Source organism: Streptosporangium pseudovulgare (assembly GCF_014648055.1).
GTDB lineage: Bacteria > Actinomycetota > Actinomycetes > Streptosporangiales > Streptosporangiaceae > Streptosporangium > Streptosporangium pseudovulgare.
Genome location: NZ_BMQJ01000012.1, coordinates 123,431 through 145,974, shown reverse-complemented (window position 1 = coordinate 145,974; position 22,544 = coordinate 123,431). Strand labels below are relative to the sequence as shown.

The window sequence follows — 22,544 nt, the reverse complement described above, 5'->3', positions numbered from 1 at the left end:
GATGACCTTCGACCTGGACCGGCTGTTCACCGGCCCGGAGGACCCGGCCACCGCCGGCGGCTACCGCGACCACCCGAAACGGGTGGGCTTCTTCACCGACACGAGCATCTGCATCGGCTGCAAGGCGTGCGAGGTGGCGTGCAAGGAGTGGAACGCCGTCCCCGAGGACGGGCTGATCTTCACCGGCATGTCCTACGACAACACGGCGGGGCTCAGCGCCGACACCTGGCGGCACGTCGCGTTCATCGAGCAGCCGCGCCGCCTGGGACACCAGGAGGCGTGGCTGAGCCCGGCGGACGTGCCGGAGCAGACCGCCGCGGCGGCCCGCACCCGCGACCCGGCGTCGCTGGGCATGCCCGCCCCCGCCTCGCCCGGCGCGCCGCCCGGCGAGGCGCGGGACATGGACTTCCGCTGGCTGATGGCCTCCGACGTCTGCAAGCACTGCACCCACGCCGCCTGCCTCGACGTGTGCCCCACCGGGTCGCTGTTCCGCACCGAGTTCGGCACGGTCGTGGTGCAGGAGGACATCTGCAACGGCTGCGGCTACTGCGTGCCGGCCTGCCCCTTCGGGGTGATCGGCAAGCGCGAGGACGACGGCCGGGCGTACAAGTGCACGCTCTGCTACGACCGGCTCGGTGTCGGCCAGGAACCCGCCTGTGCCAAGAGCTGCCCGACCGACTCCATCCAGTTCGGCGAGCTGGACGAGCTGCGCGACCGGGCGGCCCGGCGCCTGGACCAGCTCCGGGACGCCGGGATGGCGTCGGCCCGGCTGTACGGCCACGACCCGGGTGACGGGGTCGGCGGGTCCGGCGCGTTCTTCCTGCTCCTCGACGAGCCCGAGGTGTACGGCCTGCCGCCCGACCCGGTGGTGACGACCCGGGACCTGCCGTCGATGTGGAAGCACGTCGGACTGGCGGCGGTCACGCTGCTGGCCGGGATCGTCATGGTGACACTGGGAGGTGGGCGGTGAGCGACGGGCAGGCCGGAAGCCAGACCGACGTCCGGCTGGACGACGACCCCGGTCTGCGGCCGGAGCGGGAGGCCGTGGTCGGCGCGGCCGGCCGTCCCCGGCGGCGGCAGCGCGGCGAGCGGCTCATGGTCCCCGAGGCGGAGTTCCGCTCCTACTACGGCAAGGCGGTCATCAACGAGCCGACCTGGAAGGCTCACGACATCGCCGGATATCTCTTCCTCGGCGGCCTGGCCGGGGCGTCCTCGACGCTGGCCGCGGCCGGTGAGCTCACCGGCCGCCCGCATCTGGCGCGGGCCTGCAAGACCGGCGCCCTGTGCGCTCTGGGCGGCTCGCTGTACGCGCTGATCCACGACCTCGGCCGGCCCGGACGGTTCCTGCACATGCTGCGGGTGTTCAAGGTCATCTCACCGATGAGCATGGGCACCTGGATCCTGAGCGGGTACGGCCCACAGGCCGGCGTCGCCGCGGCCACCGCGGTCACCGGGTGGTTCCCGCGCCTGGGCCGCGCCGCCACCGTCGGCGCCGGGCTGACCGGCACCCTGGTCGCGACCTACACCGCCGCCCTCATCTCCGACACCGCCGTGCCCGCCTGGCACGACGGGTACCGGGAGATGCCGTTCCTGTTCGCCGGGTCGGCCGCCGCGTCGGCCGGCGGGCTGGGGATGCTCGCCGCGCCGGTCGGCGAGGCGGGACCGGCCCGCCGCGCGGCCCTGGCGGGCGCGGCGGCCGAGTTCGCCGCCACCAAGCTGATGGAGCACCGGCTGGGCCCGGTCGCCGAACCGCTGAAGCACGGCCTCGGCGGCCGGCTGCTGCGCGTGGGCCAGGCGCTGTCCCTCGCGGGCGCCGTCACGGGGATGACCGCCGGGCGCCGGAGCCGGGCCGCCGCGGCTGCGGGCGGCGCGGCGCTCCTGGCCGGTGCGATCTCCACCCGCTTCGGGATCTTCCAGGCCGGGATGTCGTCGTCCCGGGACCCGAGGTACACCGTGGAACCGCAGCGGGCGCGGCTCGCGCGGGCCGAGACGGAGGGCGCCGTCACGTGAAGAAGATCATCGAATACCTGCCGTTCACCGCCGTCGTCCTGCTCACCTGCGCCGCCTCGTGGCTGGCCGGCCGGCAACGCGGCCGGCGGCGGCCCGGCGGGCCGGGTGGGGGCCGACGCCCCCGGGGATTCGGGTGGCCGAGCGGAGTCCGGCCGACCCGGCGGCGACTCCGGCGGCGCCTCCCGTGCCGTTGAGGCGCGGAACCGCGACGACGGAAGGAGCCGCATGGATGCCTGGGCCGCCGTTCTCGTCGTGCTGATCCTCCTCGCCGGGGGCGTCTGCGGCGTCCACACCCTCGCCCTGCTCGTCCGGCTGCCCGGAACGGTCGAGGCGGGACCGTTCCTGTCGGGGAACCGGCCGCGGGAGCACGCCCTGTCCCGGTTCCACGCCCGCTGGTACGCGGTGTCGCTGCTCTTCCTGGCCTTCGACATGGAGATGATCTTCATGTACCCCTGGGCCGTGGTGCTCGCCGAGACGGGCGCCGGCGCCCTGGTGGAGATGTTCGCGTTCCTCGCCCTGCTCATGGCCGGGGTCGTGTACGCCTGGCGCGAGGGAGCGCTGCGGTGGGCCTGAGCGAACGGCTTCTCCGGTACGCGGCGGGACGGCCGCGCCCGCTGCTCGCCGGGGTGCCCCACGGGACGCGCGTCCGCCTGCTCGCCGAGGCCGAGCTGACGCGGCGCGGCTGGCCGGCGGCACGCTCACCGGCGGAGGCGGACCTGCTCGTGGTCTGCGGCTCGCCCGGGGCCGCCCTCGCCGAGGCGGTCGAGGTGGTCTGGGCGGACATGCCGGCGCCCAGGGCGCGGGCCGACCTGCCCGGGGACCTGCCGCCGGAGCGGGTGACCGCCGCCCTGGACGGCGCGGCGCGGCACCTGGCCGACGGCCGGGCGCAACGCCTCGACGTGGCCCGGCGCACCGGCCGGTCCGGCGGCGACCACGGCCAGGACGAAGATCACGGGAGCGGGATGGGGGGTCCGGGCGGCCTGGAGATGGCCGGCCGGGGGCCCGACCGCGACGGCCTCGCCCTCGACCGGCTGTGCCTCCCCCTGGGCCCGGTGCTCCCCGACTGGCCGGCCGGCCTGCTGGTCGAGACCGTCGCGCAGGGGGACGTGGTCCAGGAGGCCCGGGTCGAGGTCCTCGGCGGGGCAGGAGAGGAACGCTTCTGGGACGAGCCCTGGCTGGAGGCCGCGCGGGGCCGGTCCGTGACGCGGGACGAGGCCGCCCGCCGTACGGCCGCGGCCCACCTGGACAGCCTCGGGCGGCTGCTGGCGGTGGCGGGCTGGGACGCCGAGGCGTCCCGGGCGCGGCGGCTGCGCGACCGCCTGCTGTGGGAACGGGCGGGCGGCGAGATCGCCGGGGACGTCACCCGGTTCACCCGCCGGGTACGGCGCTCGCGGACGCTCCGCTGGATGCTGCGCGGCCTGGGAACGATCGGTCCCGCACCCGGCCGGGACGGGCGGGTGCGCGGCGGGGCGCCGGACGGCCCGGGGACGACCGGGGACGGGTCCGCGCCGCGCGGCCCGGGGACGGCCGGGGGCGCGCCCGGTCCGGCCGGGCCGGACCGGGGTGACGTGCCGGGCCGGTTGGAGGGGTGGCTCGCGCGGACGGAGGCGGCGCTGCGCGGCCTGGGTGACGGGACGCGCCTCACCGGCGACGAGGGGCCCCGCGGACCGGTGGGCGGGCGGCCCCCCGCGGCGTCACCGGCCGCGCCGCCCGTGTCTCCCGTGCTGTCCGTGCTGTCCGTGATGCCCGGGTTGCTCGCCGGAGCCGAGCTGGCCGCCGCACGGCTGATCATCGCGAGCCTGGACCCGGACCTCGACCAGGCCCCGTCGTCACGGGAGGCGGCCCGTGCCTGAGACAGGAGGACGGCCTGTTCCTGAGAAGAGTGAACGGTCCGTGCCCGGGATGAGGCGGCGGTCCGTGTCCGAGGCGCGGGAGGCGGCCCGTGCCTGAGACGCCGCCGATGACACCGCCGATGACGCCGCCGATGACGCCGCCGTGGACACCGTTCGCGCTGTTCGGCGCGCTCGCCGTACTCGCCTGGGGCGCCGCCGCCCTCGACGCGGCGCTGGCCGGCGGCCGGTGGCCGGGGATCGTGACGGGCCCGCTGCGGGGAGCGGCGCGGGAGCTGGTCCGGCAGCGCCGCCGCACGGTCATGCCCGACGTCCCGCTGGTGCGGGCCGGGGTCTGCGCGCTTCCCGCCGCCGCGGTCCTGGCGGCCGTGGTGCTGCCGCTCGGGGAGCGGCCCGTGGCCGACCTGTCCGTGGGCGTCGTGTGGTTCAACGCCATGGAGGTCTGCGTCTGGTGGGCGCTGTGGCTGACCGGGTGGGGGGTCAACTCCCTCCACCCGCTGATCGGGGGCTACCGGTTCGTGGCGCAGGGCCTGGCCTACGAGCTGCCGCACATGTTCGCCCTGATCACTGCGGCGCTGGGCGCCGGCTCCCTGCGGGTGAGCGAGATCGCCGCCGCGCAGCGGGGGCTGTGGTTCGCGGTGTGGATGCCGGTCGCGTTCGCCGTCTACCTCGTCTCGGCCGTGGCCATGGCGTTCTGGGGGCCGATGGACCGGCCGGTGGGCTCCGACATCGCCGGAGGGGTGCGGGCCGAGCTGTCCGGACCCGACCGGCTGGTCTTCGAGGCGGGACGGTACCTGCTGCTCGCGGTGGCGGCCGCGGCGGCCGTCCCGCTCTTCCTGGGCGGCGGCGTGGGCCCGGCGCTTCCTCCGTGGCTGTGGACGGCGCTCAAGACCGTCGCGGTGCTCGCCGTACTGGTGTGGGCGAGGCATCGGCTGCCGGGTGTGCGGATGGACCGCTTCACCCGGGTGTCGTGGCTGGTGCTGATCCCGGTGTCCCTGCTGCAGCTGCTCGTCGTCGGGGTGGTGGTCCTGTGACGGCGCAGCAGGTCGCGTTCTGGGCGCTCGCCGTCGTGTCGGTGGCGGCCGGCGTCGCGGTGTTCACCGTCGACTCGATGGCCCGGGCGACGCTCGCGCTGCTGGTGTCGCTGGTCTGCGTCGGCCTGATCCTCCTCCTGACCGGCCTGACGTACCTCGGCGTGCTGGTCATCCTGATGATGGTCATGGAGATGATGGTCATGGCCGTCTTCATGGTGATGTACATGATGAACCCGGGCGGGCTCATGCCGATGAAGATGGTGCACAACAACGGCGGCGCGATGGCCGTCGCCGCGGGTGTCTTCGTCCTGCTGGCGGGCGGGGCCTTCCTCGTGCCCTGGCCGGTCCGCCGCGGGGGCCTCCCGGCCGATCCGACCCGCGCGCTCGGCGTGGCGGTCATGGGGCCGAAGATGCTCGTCATGATGGTCGTCGGCGTGGCCATCCTCGCCACGATGGTCGCCACCGTCGTGCTCGCGGTCCACAGGGGCCGCGGCGACCGGCCGGGGGACCCGGAGGCGGAGCCGTGACCCGCGGAGCCACCACCTCGGGAACAGCGTGGGTGGAGCCGTGACCCGCCGGGGCCGCCGCGACCGGTCCGGGGGCGTGGGGACGGAGCCGTGACCCCGCAGGAGTTCCTGCTGCCGGCCGCCGCGCTGTTCGCGGTCGGCCTGTACGGCGCGCTGTCGCAGCAGTCGATCGTCATGCTGATGATGGGCCTGGAACTGATGATCAACGGCCTGGTCCTGGCCGTCGGGGGCTTCTGGCGCCTCGTGGCCCCGGCCGGCGCGGACGGCCAGGTCCTGATCCTGGTGGCGGTGACGGTCATGGCGCTGGAGATGGCGATGGGGTTCGCCGTCACCACGGCGATCTTCCGGGCGCGCGAGGTGGACATGACCGACGCCGCCGGGGACCTGAGGGGATGAGCGCCCCGGTGCGGCCGCGGGCCGATGGACTCCCGGGACGGCACCCGGCCCGGCCGCCGCGCGGGTGCCCGGCGTGAACGCCCTGGCCTGGGCGCTGCCCGCGTTGCCCGGCGCCTGCGGCGCGCTCCTGTCCGTCACCGGCCGCCGTGGGGACCGGGTGGCGCCGGCGGCGGCCCTCGCGGTCACGGCGGCGACACTGGCACTGGCCGTGACGGCCGCGGTGACGCGGCCCCGGGCGTCCGTGGCGCTGTTCGCCGGGCTGCGGGCGGAGCTGGCCGTGGACGGGCTGTCGGCGGTGCTGGTGATCACCGTGTCCGCGGTCGCGCTGGCCGTACTGGTGTTCGCCGCCGGGGAGATCCACGAGGCGCGCGCCCGGTTCTTCGGGCTGATGCTGCTGTTCGTCGGCGCCATGCTGGCCACCGTCACCGCCACCGGCCTCGCGCCGCTGCTCATGGCGTGGGAGGTCATGGGGGCGATGTCGTACGCGCTGATCGGCTTCTGGTGGCGCGACGGCGACCGGGTGCGCTCGGCGACCGTCGCCTTCGTCACCACCCGGGCCGGTGACCTCGGCCTCTACCTGGCGGCCGGGTGCGCCCTCGCCGGGACCGGCACGCTGGACCTCGCCGGGCTCGCGGCGGCCCCGCGGCCCTGGCGCGACCTGGTGGCGGCGGGGATCGTCACCGCCGCGCTGGGCAAGTCGGCCCAGCTCCCGTTCTCCTTCTGGCTGTCGCGGGCCATGGCGGGCCCGACCCCGGTGTCGGCGCTGCTGCACTCGGCCACCATGGTCGCCGCGGGCGCCTACCTGCTGCTCCGCGTGCAGCCGCTGCTCGCCGCGACGGGCTGGGCCGCCACGTTGGCCGCCTGGATCGGGGCGCTGACGGCGCTGCTGCTCGGCGCGGTCGCCCTCGCCCAGCGCGACCTGAAACAGCTCCTGGCGGCGTCCACCTGCGCACAGGTCGGTTTCATGGTGCTCGCCGCGGGCGTGTCCGCGGTGGCGGGCGGCACGGCCCACCTGGTCGCGCACGCCGCGGTCAAGAACCTGCTGTTCATGGGCGCCGGGGCGTGGCTCTCCGCGCTGGGCACCAAGGATCTGGCCGAGCTGCACGGCGCGGCCCGCCGCCACCGGCTCGTCGGCGTCACCTTCGGCGTCGGCGCGCTGGCCCTGGCCGGCCTGCCGCCGCTGTCGCTGTGGGTCACCAAGGACGCCGTCCTGTCCACGGTGGCCGAGCGGTCGGCGGCCCTGCACGTCGTCGCGCTCGCCGCCGCGTTCCTGGCCGCCGCCTACGCGGCCAGGGCCGGCTTCGCGGTCTGGTCGCCGCGGGACGACGCCACCCGGGACGACACCGAACGGTCCGGCACGCGCCGCGTCGGCCTCCTGGCGGGCCTGCCGATGCCGCCGATGGCGTTCGTCGCGGCGGTGGCGGGCGTGGTCGGGGTGCCGGTCGTCTTCACCGCGTGGCGGGCGCTGCTGGGGACCGGCCCGGAGCCCGGTCCGGAAGGCGGCGGCCTGCTGCTGTCCGGGGCGCTGGCGGTCGCCGCGGCGCTGGCCGTACGGGGGCGGCGGCTCGCCGCGCCCCGGACGCTCGCCGGGTGGCTGTACCTGGAGCGGGGCGCCGTCGCCGTTGTCTGGCGGCCGGTGACGTCGCTGGCGCGGGCGCTGGCCCGCTTCGACGACCGGGTGCTCGACGGCGCGGTCCGGGGCGTCTCCCGGGCGGTGACGGTGCTGGCGGGGTGGAGCCGGAGGGGAGACGAGACCGGCGTGGACGGCGCCGTCCGCGGGCTCGCCGCGGGTGCGGCCCGGCTCGGCGCGCTGCTCCGGCGCCCGCAGACCGGGCAGGTGCACACCTACTTCGCGCAGGCCGCGGTGGTGCTCGTCCTGCTGGCCCTCGTGATCGTGCTGGTGAGGTGACCGTGCTGTCCGTCGTGGTCTTCCTGCCGCTGGTCGCGGCGGCGGCCCTGGCGGTCTGGCGCCGGCCGGGTCCGCGGGCGGTGGCCCGGACGTGGATCGCCGTCTCGGCCGCCGACCTGCTGCTGGTCGTCTGGATGTGGACGCGGTATCGCGGCGGGATCGCGTACGAGACGCGGGCGCGCTGGATCCCGTCCGTGGGCGCCGGGTACCACGTGGGCGTGGACGGGCTGTCGCTGCCGCTCCTGGCGATGACCGCCCTGCTGTTCCTGGTGTGCGCGGTCGGCTCGCTTCGCGGGACCCGGCGGGCCGGGCCGTACGCCGCGCTCTTCCTGGCCCTGGAGACGGTCTGCCTCGGCCTGTTCGCCGCGCTGGACCTGCTGTTGTTCTTCGTCTTCTTCGACCTGTCGATCGTGGGGATGTACTTCGTGATCGCCGGGTGGGGGCACGGCGACCACCTGCGTTCGGCGCTGCGGTTCTTCCTCTACACCTTCCTGGGGTCGCTCGCGCTGCTGCTCGGGTTCATCGGGCTCTACCTCGGGAGCCGCCCGCGCACCTTCGACATGACGGACCTGACCCGGAACCCGCCCCTCGCCGACGCGCCCGGGACCGCCGCGCTGGTGCTGCTCGCCGTCGCCGTCGGGCTGGCCGTCAAGACGCCGTCCTTCCCGTTCCACACCTGGCTCCCGCCGGCGCACACCGACGCCCCGGCCGCCGGGTCGGCGATCCTCGCGGGCGTCATGCTGAAAATGGGCACCTACGGCTTCGTCCGGATCGCCATGCCGATGCTGCCGGGCGCCTGGCAGCGGTACGCCTGGGTGTTCGTCGCGGTCGGCGTGGTCGGCGCGCTGTACGGGGCGCTGGTCGCCCTCGCCCAGGACGATCTCAAGAGGCTCGTCGCCTACACCTCGGTCAACCACATGGGCTACGTCGTGCTGGCGGTGGGGGCCGCGGGACTGGTGGCGGGGGACGCGCGCGCCGGGGAACTGGCGGTCAGCGGGGCCGTCACCCAGATGGTCAGCCACGGCCTGGTGACCGGGGCGCTCTTCCTGCTCACCGGCGTCCTGTGGGACCGGGTCCACGACTACGACCTCGGCCGCCTCGGAGGGATCGCCGGGCGTGCCCCGGTCTTCGCCGGGCTGACCGCGGTGGCCGCCTTCGCCTCCCTCGGCCTGCCGGGGCTGTCGGGCTTCATCGCCGAATTCCAGATCTTCGCCGGGGTGATCGGCACCGGCAGCCCGGGCGCGGTGGCCGCCGGTGCGCTGGCCGTCATCGGCGTCCTGATCACCGCGGCCCTGTTCCTGCGGGTGCTGCACAGGGCGTTCCTCGGGCCGCCAGGGGAACTGACGCCCCGGGTCACCGAGATGCGGCCCGGCGAGCTGGCCGCCGTGACGCCGCTGCTGGCCGCGTCCCTGGTCATCGGCCTCTTCCCCCGGTGGCTGCTGGACGTGATCGAACCGGCCGCCACCGCCGTCGTGTCGCTGGTGAGCCGGTGAACGAGAACCCCCTCGACCTCCTTCCGGAGCTGCTGGTGCTCGGCGGCGCGGTCATCGGGCTGCTCGCCGGGTCGTTCCTGCCGCGCGACCGCCGGAGGGCGGTGGCGTGGATCTGCGGGGCCGCGCTCGCGGGCGGGACGGCCGCCGCGGTCGCGGCGGCGGCCCGGCCCGGCGGGACCGTCTTCGGCGCCTACGCCATCGACCCGCTCACCCACGTCGCCCGGGTCACGGTCATGCTCGCCACCCTGGCGGTGGTCGTCCTGGCCGCCGGCCGGGCGCGCGGGCACCCGCGCGAGGCCGAGGAGCACGTCCTGCTGCTCCTCGCCGCGCTGGGCGCGGTCGTCCTGGCGGCGGCCGACGACCTGCTCGTCCTCGTCGCGGCCTACCTGCTGGCGAGCATCCCCGCCTACGCCCTGGCGGGGATCGCCGGGGACGCCCGGGGCACCGAGGCGGCCCTCAAGTACTACCTGATGGGCGCCTTCCTCGGCGTCCTGATGCTCGCCGGGGTGACGCTGCTGTACGGCCTGGCGGGCTCCACGGCGTACCCGGTGCTGGGCGGGCGGCTGCCCGCCGCCTCCGGGGCCGCGGTCGCCTGCGGCGTCGTCGCCCTGCTCGCCGGGGTGCTGTTCAAGGTCGGCGGCGTGCCCGCCCACTTCTGGGTGCCGGACGTCGCCGAGGGCGCCCCGGCGGTCGCCGCCGCGTTCGTCACGACCGTCCCCAAGGTCGGGGGGTTCGTCGCGCTGGCCCGCATGGCGGGGGAGTTCCTCGCCGCCTCGCCGGTCGACTGGCGGCTTCTGGCGGCGCTGGTCGCCGCGGCGACGATGACGCTGGGCAACCTGGCCGCCTTCTTCCAGGACAACGTGCGGCGGCTGCTCGGCTACTCGACGGTCAGTCAGGCCGGGTATCTCCTGCTGCCCGTCGTCGCGGCGGGGCGCGGCGGCCTCGCCGAACCGGCCCTGCTGTTCTACGTCGCCGCCTACGCCGTCACCAACCTCGGGGCCTTCGCCGTGGCGGTCGCCGTCGGCCGCGACTCCCTGGACGACCACGCGGGCCTGGCCCGCCGGGCGCCGGGTGTCGCCGTGGCGCTCGCCGTGTGCCTGCTCGGGTTCGTCGGCACCCCGCCGACGGCCGTCTTCGCCGGCAAGGTGCTGGCCTTCACCGCCGCCTGGGACGCCGGCTACGCCTGGCTCGCCGTGGTCGCGGCGGTCAACACCGTCGCCAGCGTCTTCTACTACCTGCGGTGGATCGCCCCGGCGTTCCGGCCGGGGGAGGCGGCGGTGAGGATCCGGTCGAGGACCGCCGCGCGGGTCGCCTGCGGCGCGGCGGCGATTTCGGTCCTGCTGGGCGTGGCGAGCGGCCTCCTGCTCCCCGGGCTGTCGCGTGGGGCGCCGCCGTGATCTCCGCGGCCCCGGAACCCGGCCGGCATCGTCACGAAACGCCGCCGGGATTTCGGGTGTCAAATGCCAGGAAAGCGGTCATTCCGATTTTCCTTTCCCACGGGTCCCATGGTCCGCGGAGAAGCGCGGCGGGAAAGAGGCCACCTTTGGGAAAAGAGAGAGCGTCGGGTTTTGATGAATTTTCGCGTATTGTGTCTGACTCTGAGTTTTGCGATCCTCGAACCAGAACGGACAGGACGGCGGCGAACCCGGCCGCTCGGACGGAGCACGGACGAGAGGCGGATCGCGCGTGGCCATGCGTGCCCAGCGGCCCTTCCTCGCGGAGGGCGGGAAGGAATGGCCCGCGACACTGGACGTTCCGGCCCTGACCGCGGCGGGCTGGCGTCCCACCCCCTTCCGGGAGTTCATCGTCAAGGTCCACAGCCGGTGTGACCTCGCGTGCGACTACTGCTACGTCTACGAAATGGCGGACCAGACGTGGCGTTCCCGCCCCGTCCGGATGTCCCCGCGGATCGCCGACCGGGTCGCCGCCCGCGTCGCCGAGCACGTACGGTCCCACGGCCTCACCGCGATCCGTGTCGTGCTGCACGGCGGCGAGCCCCTGCTCGCCGGGCCCGCGACGATCCGCCGCCTGGTGGACGTCCTGCGCGCGGAGGTCGGCCCGGCCGCGCGGACGGACGTGGTCGTCCAGACCAACGCGGTCCGCCTCACCGAGGACTACCTCCGCCTGTTCGACGAGCTCGGCGTCCGGGTGGGGGTCAGCCTGGACGGCACGGCAGAGGCGCACGACCGGCACCGCCGCCGCGCGGACGGCGGAGGCAGCCACGCGTCCGTGCGGGCCGCACTCGAACGGCTGACGAGCCCCCGTCACCGGCACCTGTTCGCCGGACTGCTGTGCGCCGTCGACCTGCGCAACGACCCACTGGACACCTACGAGGCGCTGACGGAGTTCCGGCCGCCGGTCGTCGACCTGCTGCTTCCCCACGGAAACTGGGACGCCCCGCCGCCCGGCCGCGGCCCGGACCGCTCCGCCACGCCGTACGGGGACTGGCTCGTCGCGGTCTTCGACCGGTGGTATCGGGAGCCCCGGCAGAGGACGCGGGTGCGCCTGTTCGGCGAGATCCTCCACCTCCTCTTCGGCGGGGCCTCCACCAGCGAGGCGATCGGGCTCTCACCGGTGGGGGTGCTGGTCATCGAGACAGACGGAAGCGTCGAGCAGTCCGACGTGCTGAAGTCCGCCTACCACGGGGCTCCGCACACCGGCCTGCACGTGGACCGCGACCCCTTCGACGCGGCGCTGTCGCTGCCCGCGGTGGTGGCCAGGCAACTCGGGGCCGGGGCGCTGTCGGCGACGTGCCGGGCCTGCCCGGTGCACCGGGTGTGCGGGGCGGGGCTGTACGCGCACCGCTACCGCTCGGGCACCGGGTTCGCCAATCCGTCGGTCTACTGTCCGGACCTGTTCCGCCTGGTCACCCATGTGAAGCGGACCGTCGAGGCGGACCTGGCCGTACGGCTGGGCCGCCCATGAACCTCGGCGCGCACCGCCTGAGCGAGGCCGTCTTCCGGGCTCTCGCGGCGGGAGGCGGCGGTGCCGCGGTCCGCGACCTGGCCGCCGCCCAGCACAGCAGGAACATCCTGTTGATCCGCGGGGTCGTGGACGCCGCGGCCGGAACCCGTCATCCCCAGGCCGACCGAACCCGCCGGGCCTACGACCTGCTCGCGGACGTGCAGGCCCACGCGCCCGCGGAGGCCGAAGCGGTGATCCGGCATCCGGGCACGGGCGCGTGGGCCCGCCGTACGCTGCGCGCCCTGCACGGTGGGGCGGCGGCTCCGGACGGTGGAGGTCCGCGGCCGGGCCCGGCCGTTCCCGCCGTCCCCGCGGGCCTCGCGGCCGTCGCCGCCGCGGCGGCGATCAGAGCGGGTGTCGCGGCCGTCGTCGAGGTGCCCGTCCACGAGGGGACCGTCGCGCTGCCCACTCTCGGCCGCGCCGTCCTGGCCTCCGGCGGGGACGGTGACCGCGCGGTCGTGCGGGTCGTGCCGCGCGGTGAGGCGGAGATCGTGGTCGGTGACGACCGTGTCCGGGTGCCGCCGGACCACCGGGCCGAGGCCCCGGGCTGGCACGGCGCGCGCCGGTTGTCGGCCGAGGCGGGAGGGAGCAGGATCGAGCTGCTCCTCGACGACGTGGACTCACACTGCCTGCCCGCGGCGACGACCGCGGCCGGCCGGTTGACGGGAGCCGAGGCCGCGAGGTGGCAGGCACTCCTCAACGGAGCGTGGGAACTGCTCGTCAAGCACCACTGGACCGTCGCCGCGGAGATCGGCGAGATCGTCAGGGTGCTGGCTCCGCTGGCTCCGCCGGTGGCCGGGCAGGTGAGCGTGTCGTCCCGGGAGACGTTCGGTTGCGTGGCGCTCTCCGCTCCGGAGGACGACCGGGTGCTGGCCGTGACGCTGGCCCACGAGGTGCAGCACGCCAAGCTCACGGCGTTGCTCGACCTGGTCCCGCTGACCCTGCCGGACACCGGGGCGCGCTACTACGCGCCGTGGCGCGACGACCCCCGGCCGGTGAGCGGCCTGCTGCAGGGGGTCTACGCGCACCTTGGGGTGGCCGGGTTCTGGCGCAGGCAGCGCCTTCACGAACACGGGAACGCGGCGATCAGGGCGAACGCCGAGTTCGTCCGCTGGCGGGACGCCGCGACCGAGGTCGTGCGGACGCTCACGGCGAGCGGGGCGCTGACCCACGAGGGGACGGCGTTCGTCTCCGCGATGGACCGGACGCTGGCCGGCTGGCGTGGGGAGCCGGTTCCGGATCCGGCGCTCGGGCTCGCCCGCCGCGCCGCCGAGCGGCACCGGCGGCACTGGCGCCTGCGCAACGGCTCGCCCTGACCGGCCCGGCGCGACCCGCCCGCGCGGCGCGCCCCGGGTCGTCCGCACGCTTGTCCGCCCGCGCGGCCACCATCCGGCACACGCGACCGGCCCGGCCCGCCCGTCGGGGCGGACCGGGCCGGACCCGGCGGGTCCGGATCAGATCGGCGGGGGGTCGAAGTCGAGGTCGAGGTGCCTGCCCTCCAGGGCGACCCTGGTGTCCGGATGGTCGGGCCCGAGGGTCCGGGCATAGGCGTCCAGGGTCTCCTCCGAGAGGCTCTTCGCCTCCCCCTCGGCGCCCGCCCGGTACAGGTCGGCCACGAGGTTCGCCGCGCCGGCCAGGGCGACGGGGTGCTCACGGCCGAGGATGGTCCGCAGCCGCTCCAGGGTGTCGCGCCGCAGCGGGATGGCCTCATCCAGCTCCCCCAGCATGACCAGGTCGGTGGCGAGGTTGGTCGCGACGGTGAGGCTGTAGTGGTGGTCGCGTGAGAGCCGGGCGTCCAGGGCGGCGAGTGAGGCCCGGTCGAGGTCGCGGGCGCCGATCACGTCGCCCCGCACCCGGCGCAGTACGGCCAGGTTGCCGGCGCAGCCGTGGTGGTAGGGGTGGTCCGCGCCGTAGACGGCGGGGTAGCGGTCGAGGGTGTCCTCGGCGAGGTGGAAGGCGTCGTCGATGTCGCCGTTGCTGCGCAGCGCGTTGGCCAGGCTCATCGCGGCGGCGAGGGTGTCCGGGTGGTCCTTGCCGAAGATCCGCTCGTAGCGGGAGAGGATGTCCCGGGCCAGCTCGATGGCCTCCGGGATCCGGCCGGTCCGCCGCAGCGCGATGGACAGGTCCTTGGCGGTGCGGAGCGTCCAGGGATGCTCGGCACCGAGCTCCTGCACACCGTAGGCGTGGGCGTCCTCACCCAGGTCACGGGCCTCGGGGTAGTCGCCGCACAGCCGCACCACCCGGGACAGGCCGTTCCAGGAGGAGAGCACGTCGGTCCTGCTGACGCCGTTGACGCCGACGTTCTGCTGCTGGAGGAGGTAGGTGTCCTCGTGCAGCTCGCGGGCCCGCTGGTACCGGCTGATCAGGCCGTGGTCGACCGCGAGGTTGTTCATCATGTTGAGCGTCCAGGGGTGGACCGGGCCGAGCACCGCCTCGTGCCGCCGCCGGGCCTCCTCATCGACCTCCAGGGCCGCGGCGAAGTCACCGCGGGCGCGCAGGTCGGCGGCGTGGATGTTGGTGACCACCAGCGTCTGCGGGTGGTCCGGGCCCAGGACCCGCGTCATCTGCTCCAGCGTCCTGCTGTTGAGGTCGTACGCCTCGCGGTACTCGCCCAGCTCGCGCAGGACGTCGCCCAGGTGCCGCTGCGCGGACAGCACGTCGGGGTGGTCGGAGCCCGAGTCGGCCCGCCAGCGCTGCAGGAACTGCTGCGCGAAGGCGCGCGCCGACTGGTAACCGCCGGAGACGAACAGGTAGCGGAGGAGGTCGAGCGCCATCCGCCGGACGGCCGGATTCCTGCTCTCCGGCACCAGCGCGGGCGTCACATGGGCGAGGAGGTCGGCGTATCGCGGCCAGTTGGCCGTGTCGTCGGGGTCGAGCGGGGCGCCGGCGGCGAGCAGGAGGTGGACCTCGCCGCGGTAGCGGGCCTGCTCCCGGGCGGTCAGCTCGTCACGGATCAGCGCCTGGATCAGCCGGTGCACCTGGATGGTCCGGCTGGGTGAGTCGATGCGGGCCAGGGCGAACCGGCCCAGCTCCCGGATGGCCCTGCTGAGCAGGATGGGGTTGCCGAGGATGCGGCGCAGGGCGCCGGCGGCCTGCGGGTCGTCCACGTCGGCCGTGTCGCCGGACAGCGGCCGGAACACGTCGCGGGGGATGGGCTCGGCGCCGAAGAACGCGCAGCAGCGCAGCAGCTCGACCGCCTCGGGGAGCTGCTCCTTCAGCCGCTCCACCGACAGCGACCACGCCGCGGTCATCGACAGGGGGTACTCCGAGGGCTTGCTCTCGGCCAGCAGTTGGCTGGTCTTCTCGGTGAGCAGCCGGAGGTACTCGTCGACGGACATCCCCGTCTCGGCCTGCAGGGCGCCGGCCTGCTCCAGCGCCAGCGGCAGGTCGCCCAGCTCGTCGGCCAGGCGGCCGGCGTCGACGGTGCTGATGGCCTTGGGCACGCGGCGGCTGAGGAACTCCACGCTCTCCGCCCGGTCGAAGACGTCGACGGCGAGCGTGTCGACGACCCCCTCCCACCGGTGGTTGCGCGAGGTGATCAGCACGTGTCCGGGACCCCGGGGGATGATCTCGTTGATGTCCTCGGGCTGGTCGGCGTTGTCGAAGATGAGCAGCCACCGGGAGTAGGGCTCGCCCCGGCGCAGCGCGTCGAGGACGGCGGCGGCGGCGTCCTCGATGCCGGTCACCGCCGCCGAGGGCAGCTTGAGGTGGGGTGCCAGGGCGGCGAGCGACGAGCGCACGAGGAGGGGCTGGTCGGCGGAGATCCACCAGACGAGCTCGTAGTCGCCCTGGTAGCGGTAGGCGTACTCGACGGCGAGCTGGGTCTTCCCGACGCCGCCGATGCCGTGTAGCGCGTGAGGCAGAACGGCGGTGACGTCCATCGTGATGCCTTCGCGCAGACGGGAGAGAAGGTCTTCCCTTCCCGTGAAGTTCATGTTGCGCTGGGGTACTTTGCCCCAAACGTGTGGAATGCGCCCGTGTTCAGCCTTCACAATGGCCATCCTAAGCGCGCCACCCCCCGATCGTCGAAGAGGCGGGCGTTTCATCGGTGTCTGCTGTAGGGGAATATCGAAGACGTCGTTCCTGTTGTCCGGAATGATATGATTAATCGTTACAAGTGAATTTATCCATGACATTTGGTTGAATTCGGACATGCGCAAACGGGCGCGTGACCATGGCCGGACGGCGTGCGAAGATAGAGGAGCGGAGCACCGGGAGCGAAGGTGACGGGAGCGCCTATGTGGGATGACGCCGCCACGCGGGACAGTGGCCTCATCGACGTCTCAGGGCTTTCCCTGAGAGATCTCGACCGGCTCGACGAGACCGCCTTGGCGCACGCGCTTCGCAGGCTCATGGAGATCGAGGAACGGGACGCCGATCCGGTCGCGGGTCACCAGTCGTCTGTGTGACGCCCCGCGCGCCGCGGACGGGATCCCGTCGATGACAAGTGGGTGATGAGGGTGCGGTCGATACCCGTTCCGCGGTCGGCCGGGCCGGCGTGCCGCCGTCCGCCCGCGGAACGGCGGAATCCGCGCCCCCGATGGGCGCGCGCGGATGAGGCGGCAGCAAGGATGCGTAAAACTCGTGCACACATTCCATTCGGTCACTCGGGCCACCGCCCCACTATTTCGGCAGTGACGCAGGATTCGGTCGACGAGTGGTTATATTGCACCGGATGGGATCGATGTGACCGTTGAGACTCTGATCAATACCGTGGACCACGGTCCCTACATCGGCCTGCGCGCGTTCCGCACCGAGGAGAGCCGCCTGTTCTTCGGGCGGGAACGGGAGTCCCGGCAGGTCGCCAGACTCTGGAAGGCCGACCGGCTGACCGTTCTCACCGGGGAGCCGGGGGTCGGCAAGACCTCGCTGCTGAACGCCGGCGTCTGTCCGCTGCTGGCGTCGGAGCGACTGCGGATCCTCCCCGTCGGTCGCCTGACGTACGCCTCCTCCTTCCCCGTCGCGGCGCTGCCCGAGCACAACCCCTATGTCCTCGCGCTGCTGGCGTCCTGGTCCCCCCATGAGTCACCGGCCCGGCTGGCCGCGATGACGATCTCCGGGCACCTGCGCAGATACGAGGCGGTCGCCGGCCGTTCCGCCGCCTCCGGCCCGCTGATGGCCGCCATCGACCAGGCGGAGGAGCTGTTCGACGACCGTGAGGACCGGCGGCGGCACGCCGGCGCGTTCGTCGACGAGCTCGCCGCCGCCCTGGACGACCATCCGGGACTGCACCTGCTGCTCGTGGGCCGAGAGGGGTTCGCCGATCTCTTCGAGTCCTACCGTGTCCGGTTCGGGACGGCCGCGGGCTCGGAGGTCGTCCTGGCGCCCCTGGACCGCGACGCGGCGACGCGGGCGGTCCGCGGCCCCTCGGAGTCCCGGGGCCGTCCCTTCGCGCCCGGCGCGGCGGAGGAACTGGTCGACGACCTCCGTTCGGTGACGCTCCTCGATGACATGCGAAGACCGGTCGCCTCCCCGGCCGACGCGGTGCACCCGGCGCTGGTCCAGACGGCGTGTTCCTCGCTGTGGGAGACGTTCTCCGGCGCCGACGTCGTCACCGGGCCGCACCTGCGCCGGGAGGGCGGCGCCGAGCGGTTTCTGGGCGACACCTGGCGGCGCGTCGTCTCCGGGATCGCCACCGACCATGACCTGTACCCCGAACGGCTGCTCAACTGGCTGGGACGGGCACTCACCGCCGGCTTCCCGGCACGCGCGCGGGTCGGCGAACGGGAGGCGGAGGCGGCCGGCGTGCCCGGCTCCGTGCTGCGGGCACTGGCCGCCCTCCACCTCCTCCGATCCGAAGGAGGGGCGTCCGGTTCGCGGGAGTACGCGCTGTACGACGATCGTCTCGCCGCGGTCGTCCGCGGGCTCGCCGTCGGCGGTCCGGTTCCGGCGGTTCCTCCGGCGCCGACGTCCTCCGCGGCGCTGCTGCACGCCGCGGTCCAAGCCCTCGCCGAGGGGGAGGCCGCGCTCGCGCGCGGGCACGTCCGGAGGATCCTGGAAGCCGGTGACGACGATCTGCGCCCGCGCGCCGAGGCATGGTCCCTGCTCGGCAACATCGCCTGTGAGGAGGGCGACCTGGAGGAGGCCGTCCGGTCCTACGACACGGCCACGACCATGTTCGAAGCCCTGGGAGACACCTCCGCGGTGGGGCGGCTGCTGGCGGCGATCGGTCGGCTGCGCCTGCGGCAGGGGGATGGAGCGCTCGCCCTCACCCTGCTGCGCGCGGCCGTCGAGCGGGTGCCCAACGATCTGACGGTGCAGACCCAGCTCGGGTGGGCGCTCGGGGAGCTTGGCCGCCCGCGGGCGGCCGTGGCGGTGCTCAACGGGGTGCTGGCCGTCGACGGGAACACGCCGGACGCCCTCCGCGTGCGCGGGGAGATCCTCGCCGACCTCGGCGAGGCCGAGGAGGCGCTGCGTGATCTGGACCGGGTGCCGCACCGCACGGAACCCGTCACCCGGGCGGCCCGCGCCTTCGCGCTGGCCACGCTGCACGACTTCGGGGCCGCCGACGGCGAACTGGCCGCCGTGCTCGCCGACGCGCCGCACGAGGGTTCCGTACTGCTGTACGGCGCGCGGGCGCGGGCGGCGGAGGGAGACCGGGCCGGCGCCGCCGACCTCGCGGGCCGGGCGCTGACGGCCGCCGGCGCGCCGCTGCCACCCCACCGGCGCGAGGTCGCCCTGGGACTGCTGGCGGCCTCGGAACCAGGCGAGCCGTACGGCGACGATTCGGGGCGGTGACGGCCCGGGGTCGTGACCAGCCGTACCATGACGGTCCGGGATGGTGACGACGCGGAGGCGTACGGCGCTCGCTCCGTGCCGCCCTCACTTCGTGCGGCGCGTCACCTCCCCGTCACGGTGGCGTCCCGCGCCGAGGTCCGGCGTGTTCCCCGCCTCCGGGCCGCCGGTCACCTCGCGCCTGGCGGCGAGCTGGAAGGCGGTGAGACGGGCGTCGAGGTCGCGCAGGTCCGGGGCACTCCTCATCTGGCCGCCCAGGCAGACGTCGTCCTGGAAGGCCAGATCGATGGACTTCACCGCGGCGGCGGCGCTCCGGCCGGCCGACTCGGCCAGGGCCACCGCGGCGGACGCCACCTCCTCGGGGGCAGCCAGCGACACCTGCGCGGCGTGCAGACCCGTGGCCGTCGCGTGCTCCTGGACGGCGCCGAGCCTGACGTCCATGTCCCGCCAGTGACGCTGGGCCGCGATCTCGATCGTCATCCTGAGCTGAGCGGCCGACTCGGACAGGTTCGCGCACGCCTGCCGGAGCTCATCGCGCCGCCGGTCGCGCCGGTCGCGCTCCGCCTGGCGCCTCTCGCGCCGGGCGGTGGTCCCCTGGGTCAGCGCCACTCCTCCCAGAGCTCCCAGAAGCGTGCCTACCGTCGATATCACCGTCGTGACGACAGATGGGTCAGGCATAGGTAGATCGTGCCATCGGCGGGTCATTCTCCGCAGGCTCCGGCGAGAGATCCATCCCGCCACGGGCCGCCACCAGGGCCTCATGCCCTTCCAGGCGGTGCTCGCGTCCCAGCCGTGCTTCGGCCAGCCCGCGCAGCGCCACGGTTTCGCCGAGCCGGTCCCCGGACCGGCGGCAGGCCGCCAGGGCGGCATGGAGGGCCCGCTCCACACCGGTCCAGGAGGACCGCAGCGCCGCGTCGTTCAGCATCGCGGCGGTCAGCTCCCAGCACAGCTCGTCCAGGCCGAGGGCCGACGCCTGCAGCACGGCGGCTACCAGGGAGGCCCGCTCGCTCTCGAACCAGGCGATGGGGTCGGCGAGCAGCATCTCGCGGACCCGCGCCGGCGGCGGCCAGCGCGGCGCCCTGCCCCGCACCGGGGTGTACCGGGCCGCCGGCAGGCGCTCGTCGGCCTCCTGCGCCAGGGTGAGGAAGGCTGCCAGGGTGCGGGTGATCACCACGTCGACGACGGTGCCGCTCTCCTCCAGCGCGGCCTGCTCGCGGGCGTAGCGGCGGACGAGCTCGTGGAACCGGTAGCGGGTCTGGCCGGCGGCGTCCGGTTCGGTGATCTCCAGCATGCGCGCGTCGGCGAGGGAGTCGGCGAGCTCCTCCGCCGCCTCCTGGGACGTCTCCAGCACCATCGCGATGGTCCACGTGGCGAAGGAGGGGAGGTCCAGGACGCCGAGGAGGCGGACGGCCCGCCGCGCCGCCTCGTCCAGCCGGTGGTAGTCGGCGGCGATGCCTCCCCTGACGTCCGGGTCGCCGAGGGCCAGCTCGTCGAGGCCGTCGCGGTCCAGCCGCTCGGCGAACCGCGAGAGCGTCCAGTGCGTACGGCCGGCGAGCCGCGTCCCTGCGGCGCGCAGCGCCAGCGGCAGGTGCCCGCACAGCCGGGTGACCTCGGCGGCGGCCTCGGGCTCCGCGGTGACGCGCTCGCGGCCGAGGACGTTCGCCAGCATGTCCGCGGCCTCCCCCGGCTCCAGCGGCTCCAGCTCGACGCGGGCGGCGCCCGGCCAGCCGGGCAGCCGGGAGCGGCTGGTCACGATGACCGAGCAGCTGGGCGAGCCGGGCAGCAGCGGCCTGGCCTGCGCGTGGTCGGCGACGTCGTCGAGCACCACGAGCATCCGGCGGCCGGCGAGCCGGCTGCGGTACAGGTCGATCCGTTCCTCCAGGTCCTGGGGAACGGCGGAGGCGTGGACGCCGAGGGCACGCAGGAACCGGGCCAGCACCCGTGACGGGTCCGCGGGGCACGCGCTGGAGCCGTGCATGTCGGCGTAGAGCTGGCCGTCCGGGAACGCCTCGCCCAGCCGGTGGGCCACGTGCAGGGCCGTGGCGGTCTTGCCGACGCCGCCCTGCCCGGTGACGAGCGCCACGGCGACGGACCCGGTGCCGCGGGCGGTCAGCGCGCCGCGGAGCCGGCCGACCGTCTTCTCCCGCCCGGTGAAGTCGGCGACGTCGGGAGGCAGGAGGGACGGACGGAACGTTCCACCGGAGGGCGCGGGCTCGTAGGAGTCGTATGGCTCGTAGGGCTCGTAGGAGGAGGACGGGCCCGTCTCCTGCCGCAGCACCTGCAGGTGCGCCGCGCGCAGCTGCGGGCCGGGGTCGATGCCGAGCTCGTCCGCCAGCCTCCTGCGGGTCGCCTCGTACTCGGACAGCGCCTCGGCCTGCGCCCCGGCGCCCGCGAGGGCGAGCACGAGCCAGGAGTGCACCGCCTCGTTCAGCGGCTCGGCCGCGGCGACGGCCCGCAGCTGCGGGATGACCTCGCAGGTCAGGCCGAGTTGGAGGGCGAGCTTGGCGACCTCCAGCAGTACGTCCACGCGTTCCTGGTCGGCCGCGCGGACCCAGGGATGCCCCCGGACCGCGTGGCCGAGATCGGACAGGCAGGGACCCTGCCAGAGCTGCAGCGCCCGCATCAGCAGCTCCAGGGTCTCCCTGGGGGAGCCGGCCCGCCCGGCCCGCGCCACCGCCGTCCGGAAGCGGACCAGGTCGGTGTCGCACCGGTCGAGCCGGATCGCGTACGCGGGTCCCAGCCCGGCGAGCCAGGAGGCGCCGGACCGGGCCACATGGGACGGATCGACGCGGCGGCGCAGCCGCCCCACGTAGGTCTGGACGAGATTGACCACGGAGTCCGGGGCGCCGTCGCTCCACACGGCGTCGATGATCTCCTGGCGGTGGACGGGCGTCCCCGCCTTCAGCAGCAGCAGAGCGAGAACGGTCCGTTGTTTGTCCGAGCTGATCGCGACCTCGGTATTTCCCCGCCATACCCGTAGTGAACCGAGCAGGCTGAACCGTATATCCGCCATTTCTCTCCTGAAAGAGCCCACGGTCAGTGCCGGAAATCTGGAGAATCATATGTTTTGACGGAATGTAAGGCGAGATTGTGATGTGTCCAATCCCGGCCATCACCACTGTCACTTCCTCCTCTTTCCCGTCACCGGATGGCCGCTCCACCCCAGGGCCGCGCCGTACGGCGACGGCCCCGGGGGCGCGGCCGGCACCGCGCGTTCCGCTCCGCCGTACGGCGCGGCCCGCCCTGTCGTACGGCCGGCACGGCGCGGGTCCGCTCCGCCGTACGGACGCGCCGTACGGCCGGTCGCGCCGGGTCCACTGGCGGTTCACTGGCGGTTCACTGGCCGCGCCGCCCGCCCGTGCCCGCGCCGGGTTCAGTGCCGCGGCGACGCCGCTCCAGCGGCGGCGGCCATCGTTGACATCGACCTTCGGACCTCGGGAGGAGGTGCACGATGAAGAAGATCAAGATCCGTAAGGCCGGCCCGGTCCGCCTGACCGCCGCCGCCTGCTCGATCTACAAGAACGTGAGCTGACGCCGGCTCCCGGCGGTGCGCCGGGTACGGCACGTCCGCACCCGGCGCTCCGCCCCACGCCGCGGAACCCCACCGCGGAAACTCCACCGCGCGG

At 74.5% G+C, this 22,544-nt stretch carries 17 protein-coding genes; 14 read left to right on the top strand and 3 right to left on the bottom strand.

The features are described 5' to 3' along the window. Position 1: 1 nt before the first annotated feature. The 12 genes from IEZ10_RS23415 to IEZ10_RS23360 all read left to right on the top strand — a co-directional run bounded on the left by IEZ10_RS23415 (position 2) and on the right by IEZ10_RS23360 (position 13,499). The gene (locus tag IEZ10_RS23415; protein WP_189248651.1) at positions 2–970 is read left to right on the top strand and encodes a 4Fe-4S dicluster domain-containing protein; all 969 of its coding nucleotides are present in this window, start codon (positions 2–4) and stop codon (positions 968–970) included. Then, on the top strand, positions 967–2,010 hold the full coding sequence (gene nrfD, locus IEZ10_RS23410; RefSeq protein WP_373287411.1) for an NrfD/PsrC family molybdoenzyme membrane anchor subunit: 1,044 nt from the start codon (positions 967–969) through the stop codon (positions 2,008–2,010). Before IEZ10_RS23415 ends, nrfD begins: the two co-directional genes overlap by 4 nt. A gap of 225 nt (positions 2,011–2,235) precedes the next feature. Beyond that, complete coding sequence (locus IEZ10_RS23405) at positions 2,236–2,583, top strand: NADH-quinone oxidoreductase subunit A (RefSeq protein ID WP_189248650.1); 348 nt, start codon at positions 2,236–2,238, stop codon at positions 2,581–2,583. After that, positions 2,574–3,863: a hypothetical protein gene (locus IEZ10_RS23400; RefSeq protein ID WP_189248649.1), complete on the top strand. Its 1,290-nt coding sequence runs from the start codon at positions 2,574–2,576 to the stop codon at positions 3,861–3,863. Before IEZ10_RS23405 ends, IEZ10_RS23400 begins: the two co-directional genes overlap by 10 nt. Before the next feature lie 89 nt (positions 3,864–3,952). Next, complete coding sequence (locus tag IEZ10_RS23395) at positions 3,953–4,894, top strand: complex I subunit 1 family protein (protein WP_229811556.1); 942 nt, start codon at positions 3,953–3,955, stop codon at positions 4,892–4,894. After that, the gene (locus tag IEZ10_RS23390; protein WP_229811555.1) at positions 4,891–5,421 is read left to right on the top strand and encodes an NADH-quinone oxidoreductase subunit J; all 531 of its coding nucleotides are present in this window, start codon (positions 4,891–4,893) and stop codon (positions 5,419–5,421) included. Before IEZ10_RS23395 ends, IEZ10_RS23390 begins: the two co-directional genes overlap by 4 nt. Before the next feature lie 90 nt (positions 5,422–5,511). After that, entirely contained in the window at positions 5,512–5,817 is a 306-nt protein-coding gene (gene nuoK, locus IEZ10_RS23385; RefSeq protein ID WP_189248648.1) for an NADH-quinone oxidoreductase subunit NuoK, read from the top strand. A 73-nt stretch (positions 5,818–5,890) separates the two neighbouring features. Continuing rightward, complete coding sequence (locus IEZ10_RS23380; protein ID WP_189248647.1) at positions 5,891–7,726, top strand: NADH-quinone oxidoreductase subunit 5 family protein; 1,836 nt, start codon at positions 5,891–5,893, stop codon at positions 7,724–7,726. Next, positions 7,723–9,219: a complex I subunit 4 family protein gene (locus tag IEZ10_RS23375; RefSeq protein WP_229811554.1), complete on the top strand. Its 1,497-nt coding sequence runs from the start codon at positions 7,723–7,725 to the stop codon at positions 9,217–9,219. Before IEZ10_RS23380 ends, IEZ10_RS23375 begins: the two co-directional genes overlap by 4 nt. Then, positions 9,216–10,616 (top strand): NADH-quinone oxidoreductase subunit N, encoded by a 1,401-nt coding sequence (locus IEZ10_RS23370; protein WP_189248646.1) that lies wholly within the window; start codon positions 9,216–9,218, stop codon positions 10,614–10,616. Before IEZ10_RS23375 ends, IEZ10_RS23370 begins: the two co-directional genes overlap by 4 nt. 295 nt (positions 10,617–10,911) lie before the next feature. Continuing rightward, the gene (locus tag IEZ10_RS23365; protein ID WP_189248776.1) at positions 10,912–12,144 is read left to right on the top strand and encodes an FxsB family cyclophane-forming radical SAM/SPASM peptide maturase; all 1,233 of its coding nucleotides are present in this window, start codon (positions 10,912–10,914) and stop codon (positions 12,142–12,144) included. Then, a complete protein-coding gene (locus IEZ10_RS23360; protein WP_189248645.1) occupies positions 12,141–13,499 on the top strand; it encodes an HEXXH motif domain-containing protein in 1,359 nt (452 codons plus the stop codon). Before IEZ10_RS23365 ends, IEZ10_RS23360 begins: the two co-directional genes overlap by 4 nt. Positions 13,500–13,637: 138 nt before the next feature. On the opposite strand, the gene fxsT is transcribed toward IEZ10_RS23360, so the two are convergent. Continuing rightward, positions 13,638–16,184, bottom strand: coding sequence for an FxSxx-COOH system tetratricopeptide repeat protein (gene fxsT, locus IEZ10_RS23355; protein WP_189248644.1), 2,547 nt, complete (start codon positions 16,182–16,184; stop codon positions 13,638–13,640). Positions 16,185–16,421: 237 nt separating this feature from the next. Here fxsT and fxsA point away from each other — a divergent pair, with 237 nt between their 5' ends. Both fxsA and IEZ10_RS23345 read left to right on the top strand, forming a co-directional pair. Then, positions 16,422–16,592, top strand: coding sequence for an FxSxx-COOH cyclophane-containing RiPP peptide (gene fxsA / locus IEZ10_RS23350; RefSeq protein WP_179820756.1), 171 nt, complete (start codon positions 16,422–16,424; stop codon positions 16,590–16,592). 277 nt (positions 16,593–16,869) lie between these two features. Then, on the top strand, positions 16,870–18,921 hold the full coding sequence (locus tag IEZ10_RS23345) for an nSTAND1 domain-containing NTPase (protein ID WP_189248643.1): 2,052 nt from the start codon (positions 16,870–16,872) through the stop codon (positions 18,919–18,921). An 84-nt stretch (positions 18,922–19,005) separates the two neighbouring features. On the opposite strand, the gene IEZ10_RS23340 is transcribed toward IEZ10_RS23345, so the two are convergent. Continuing rightward, positions 19,006–19,596, bottom strand: a complete 591-nt coding sequence (locus IEZ10_RS23340) for a hypothetical protein (RefSeq protein ID WP_189248642.1) — start codon at positions 19,594–19,596, stop codon at positions 19,006–19,008. Then, on the bottom strand, positions 19,589–21,931 hold the full coding sequence (locus IEZ10_RS23335) for an AfsR/SARP family transcriptional regulator (RefSeq protein WP_189248641.1): 2,343 nt from the start codon (positions 21,929–21,931) through the stop codon (positions 19,589–19,591). The genes IEZ10_RS23340 and IEZ10_RS23335 overlap by 8 nt, the downstream gene beginning before the upstream one ends. Between the last annotated feature and the right edge of the window lie 613 nt (positions 21,932–22,544).

Excerpts from the sequence above, each read along its gene's own strand:
- IEZ10_RS23415 (WP_189248651.1), top strand. The coding sequence starts at position 2 with ATGACCTTCGACCTGGACCGGCTGTTCACCGGCCCGGAGGACCCGGCC.
- IEZ10_RS23405 (WP_189248650.1), top strand. The coding sequence starts at position 2,236 with ATGGATGCCTGGGCCGCCGTTCTCGTCGTGCTGATCCTCCTCGCCGGG.
- IEZ10_RS23365 (WP_189248776.1), top strand. The coding sequence starts at position 10,912 with ATGCGTGCCCAGCGGCCCTTCCTCGCGGAGGGCGGGAAGGAATGGCCC.
- IEZ10_RS23360 (WP_189248645.1), top strand. The coding sequence starts at position 12,141 with ATGAACCTCGGCGCGCACCGCCTGAGCGAGGCCGTCTTCCGGGCTCTC.
- fxsT (WP_189248644.1), bottom strand. The coding sequence starts at position 16,184 with ATGGCCATTGTGAAGGCTGAACACGGGCGCATTCCACACGTTTGGGGC.
- fxsA (WP_179820756.1), top strand. The coding sequence starts at position 16,422 with ATGTGGGATGACGCCGCCACGCGGGACAGTGGCCTCATCGACGTCTCA.
- IEZ10_RS23340 (WP_189248642.1), bottom strand. The coding sequence starts at position 19,596 with ATGCCTGACCCATCTGTCGTCACGACGGTGATATCGACGGTAGGCACG.
- IEZ10_RS23335 (WP_189248641.1), bottom strand. The coding sequence starts at position 21,931 with ATGGCGGATATACGGTTCAGCCTGCTCGGTTCACTACGGGTATGGCGG.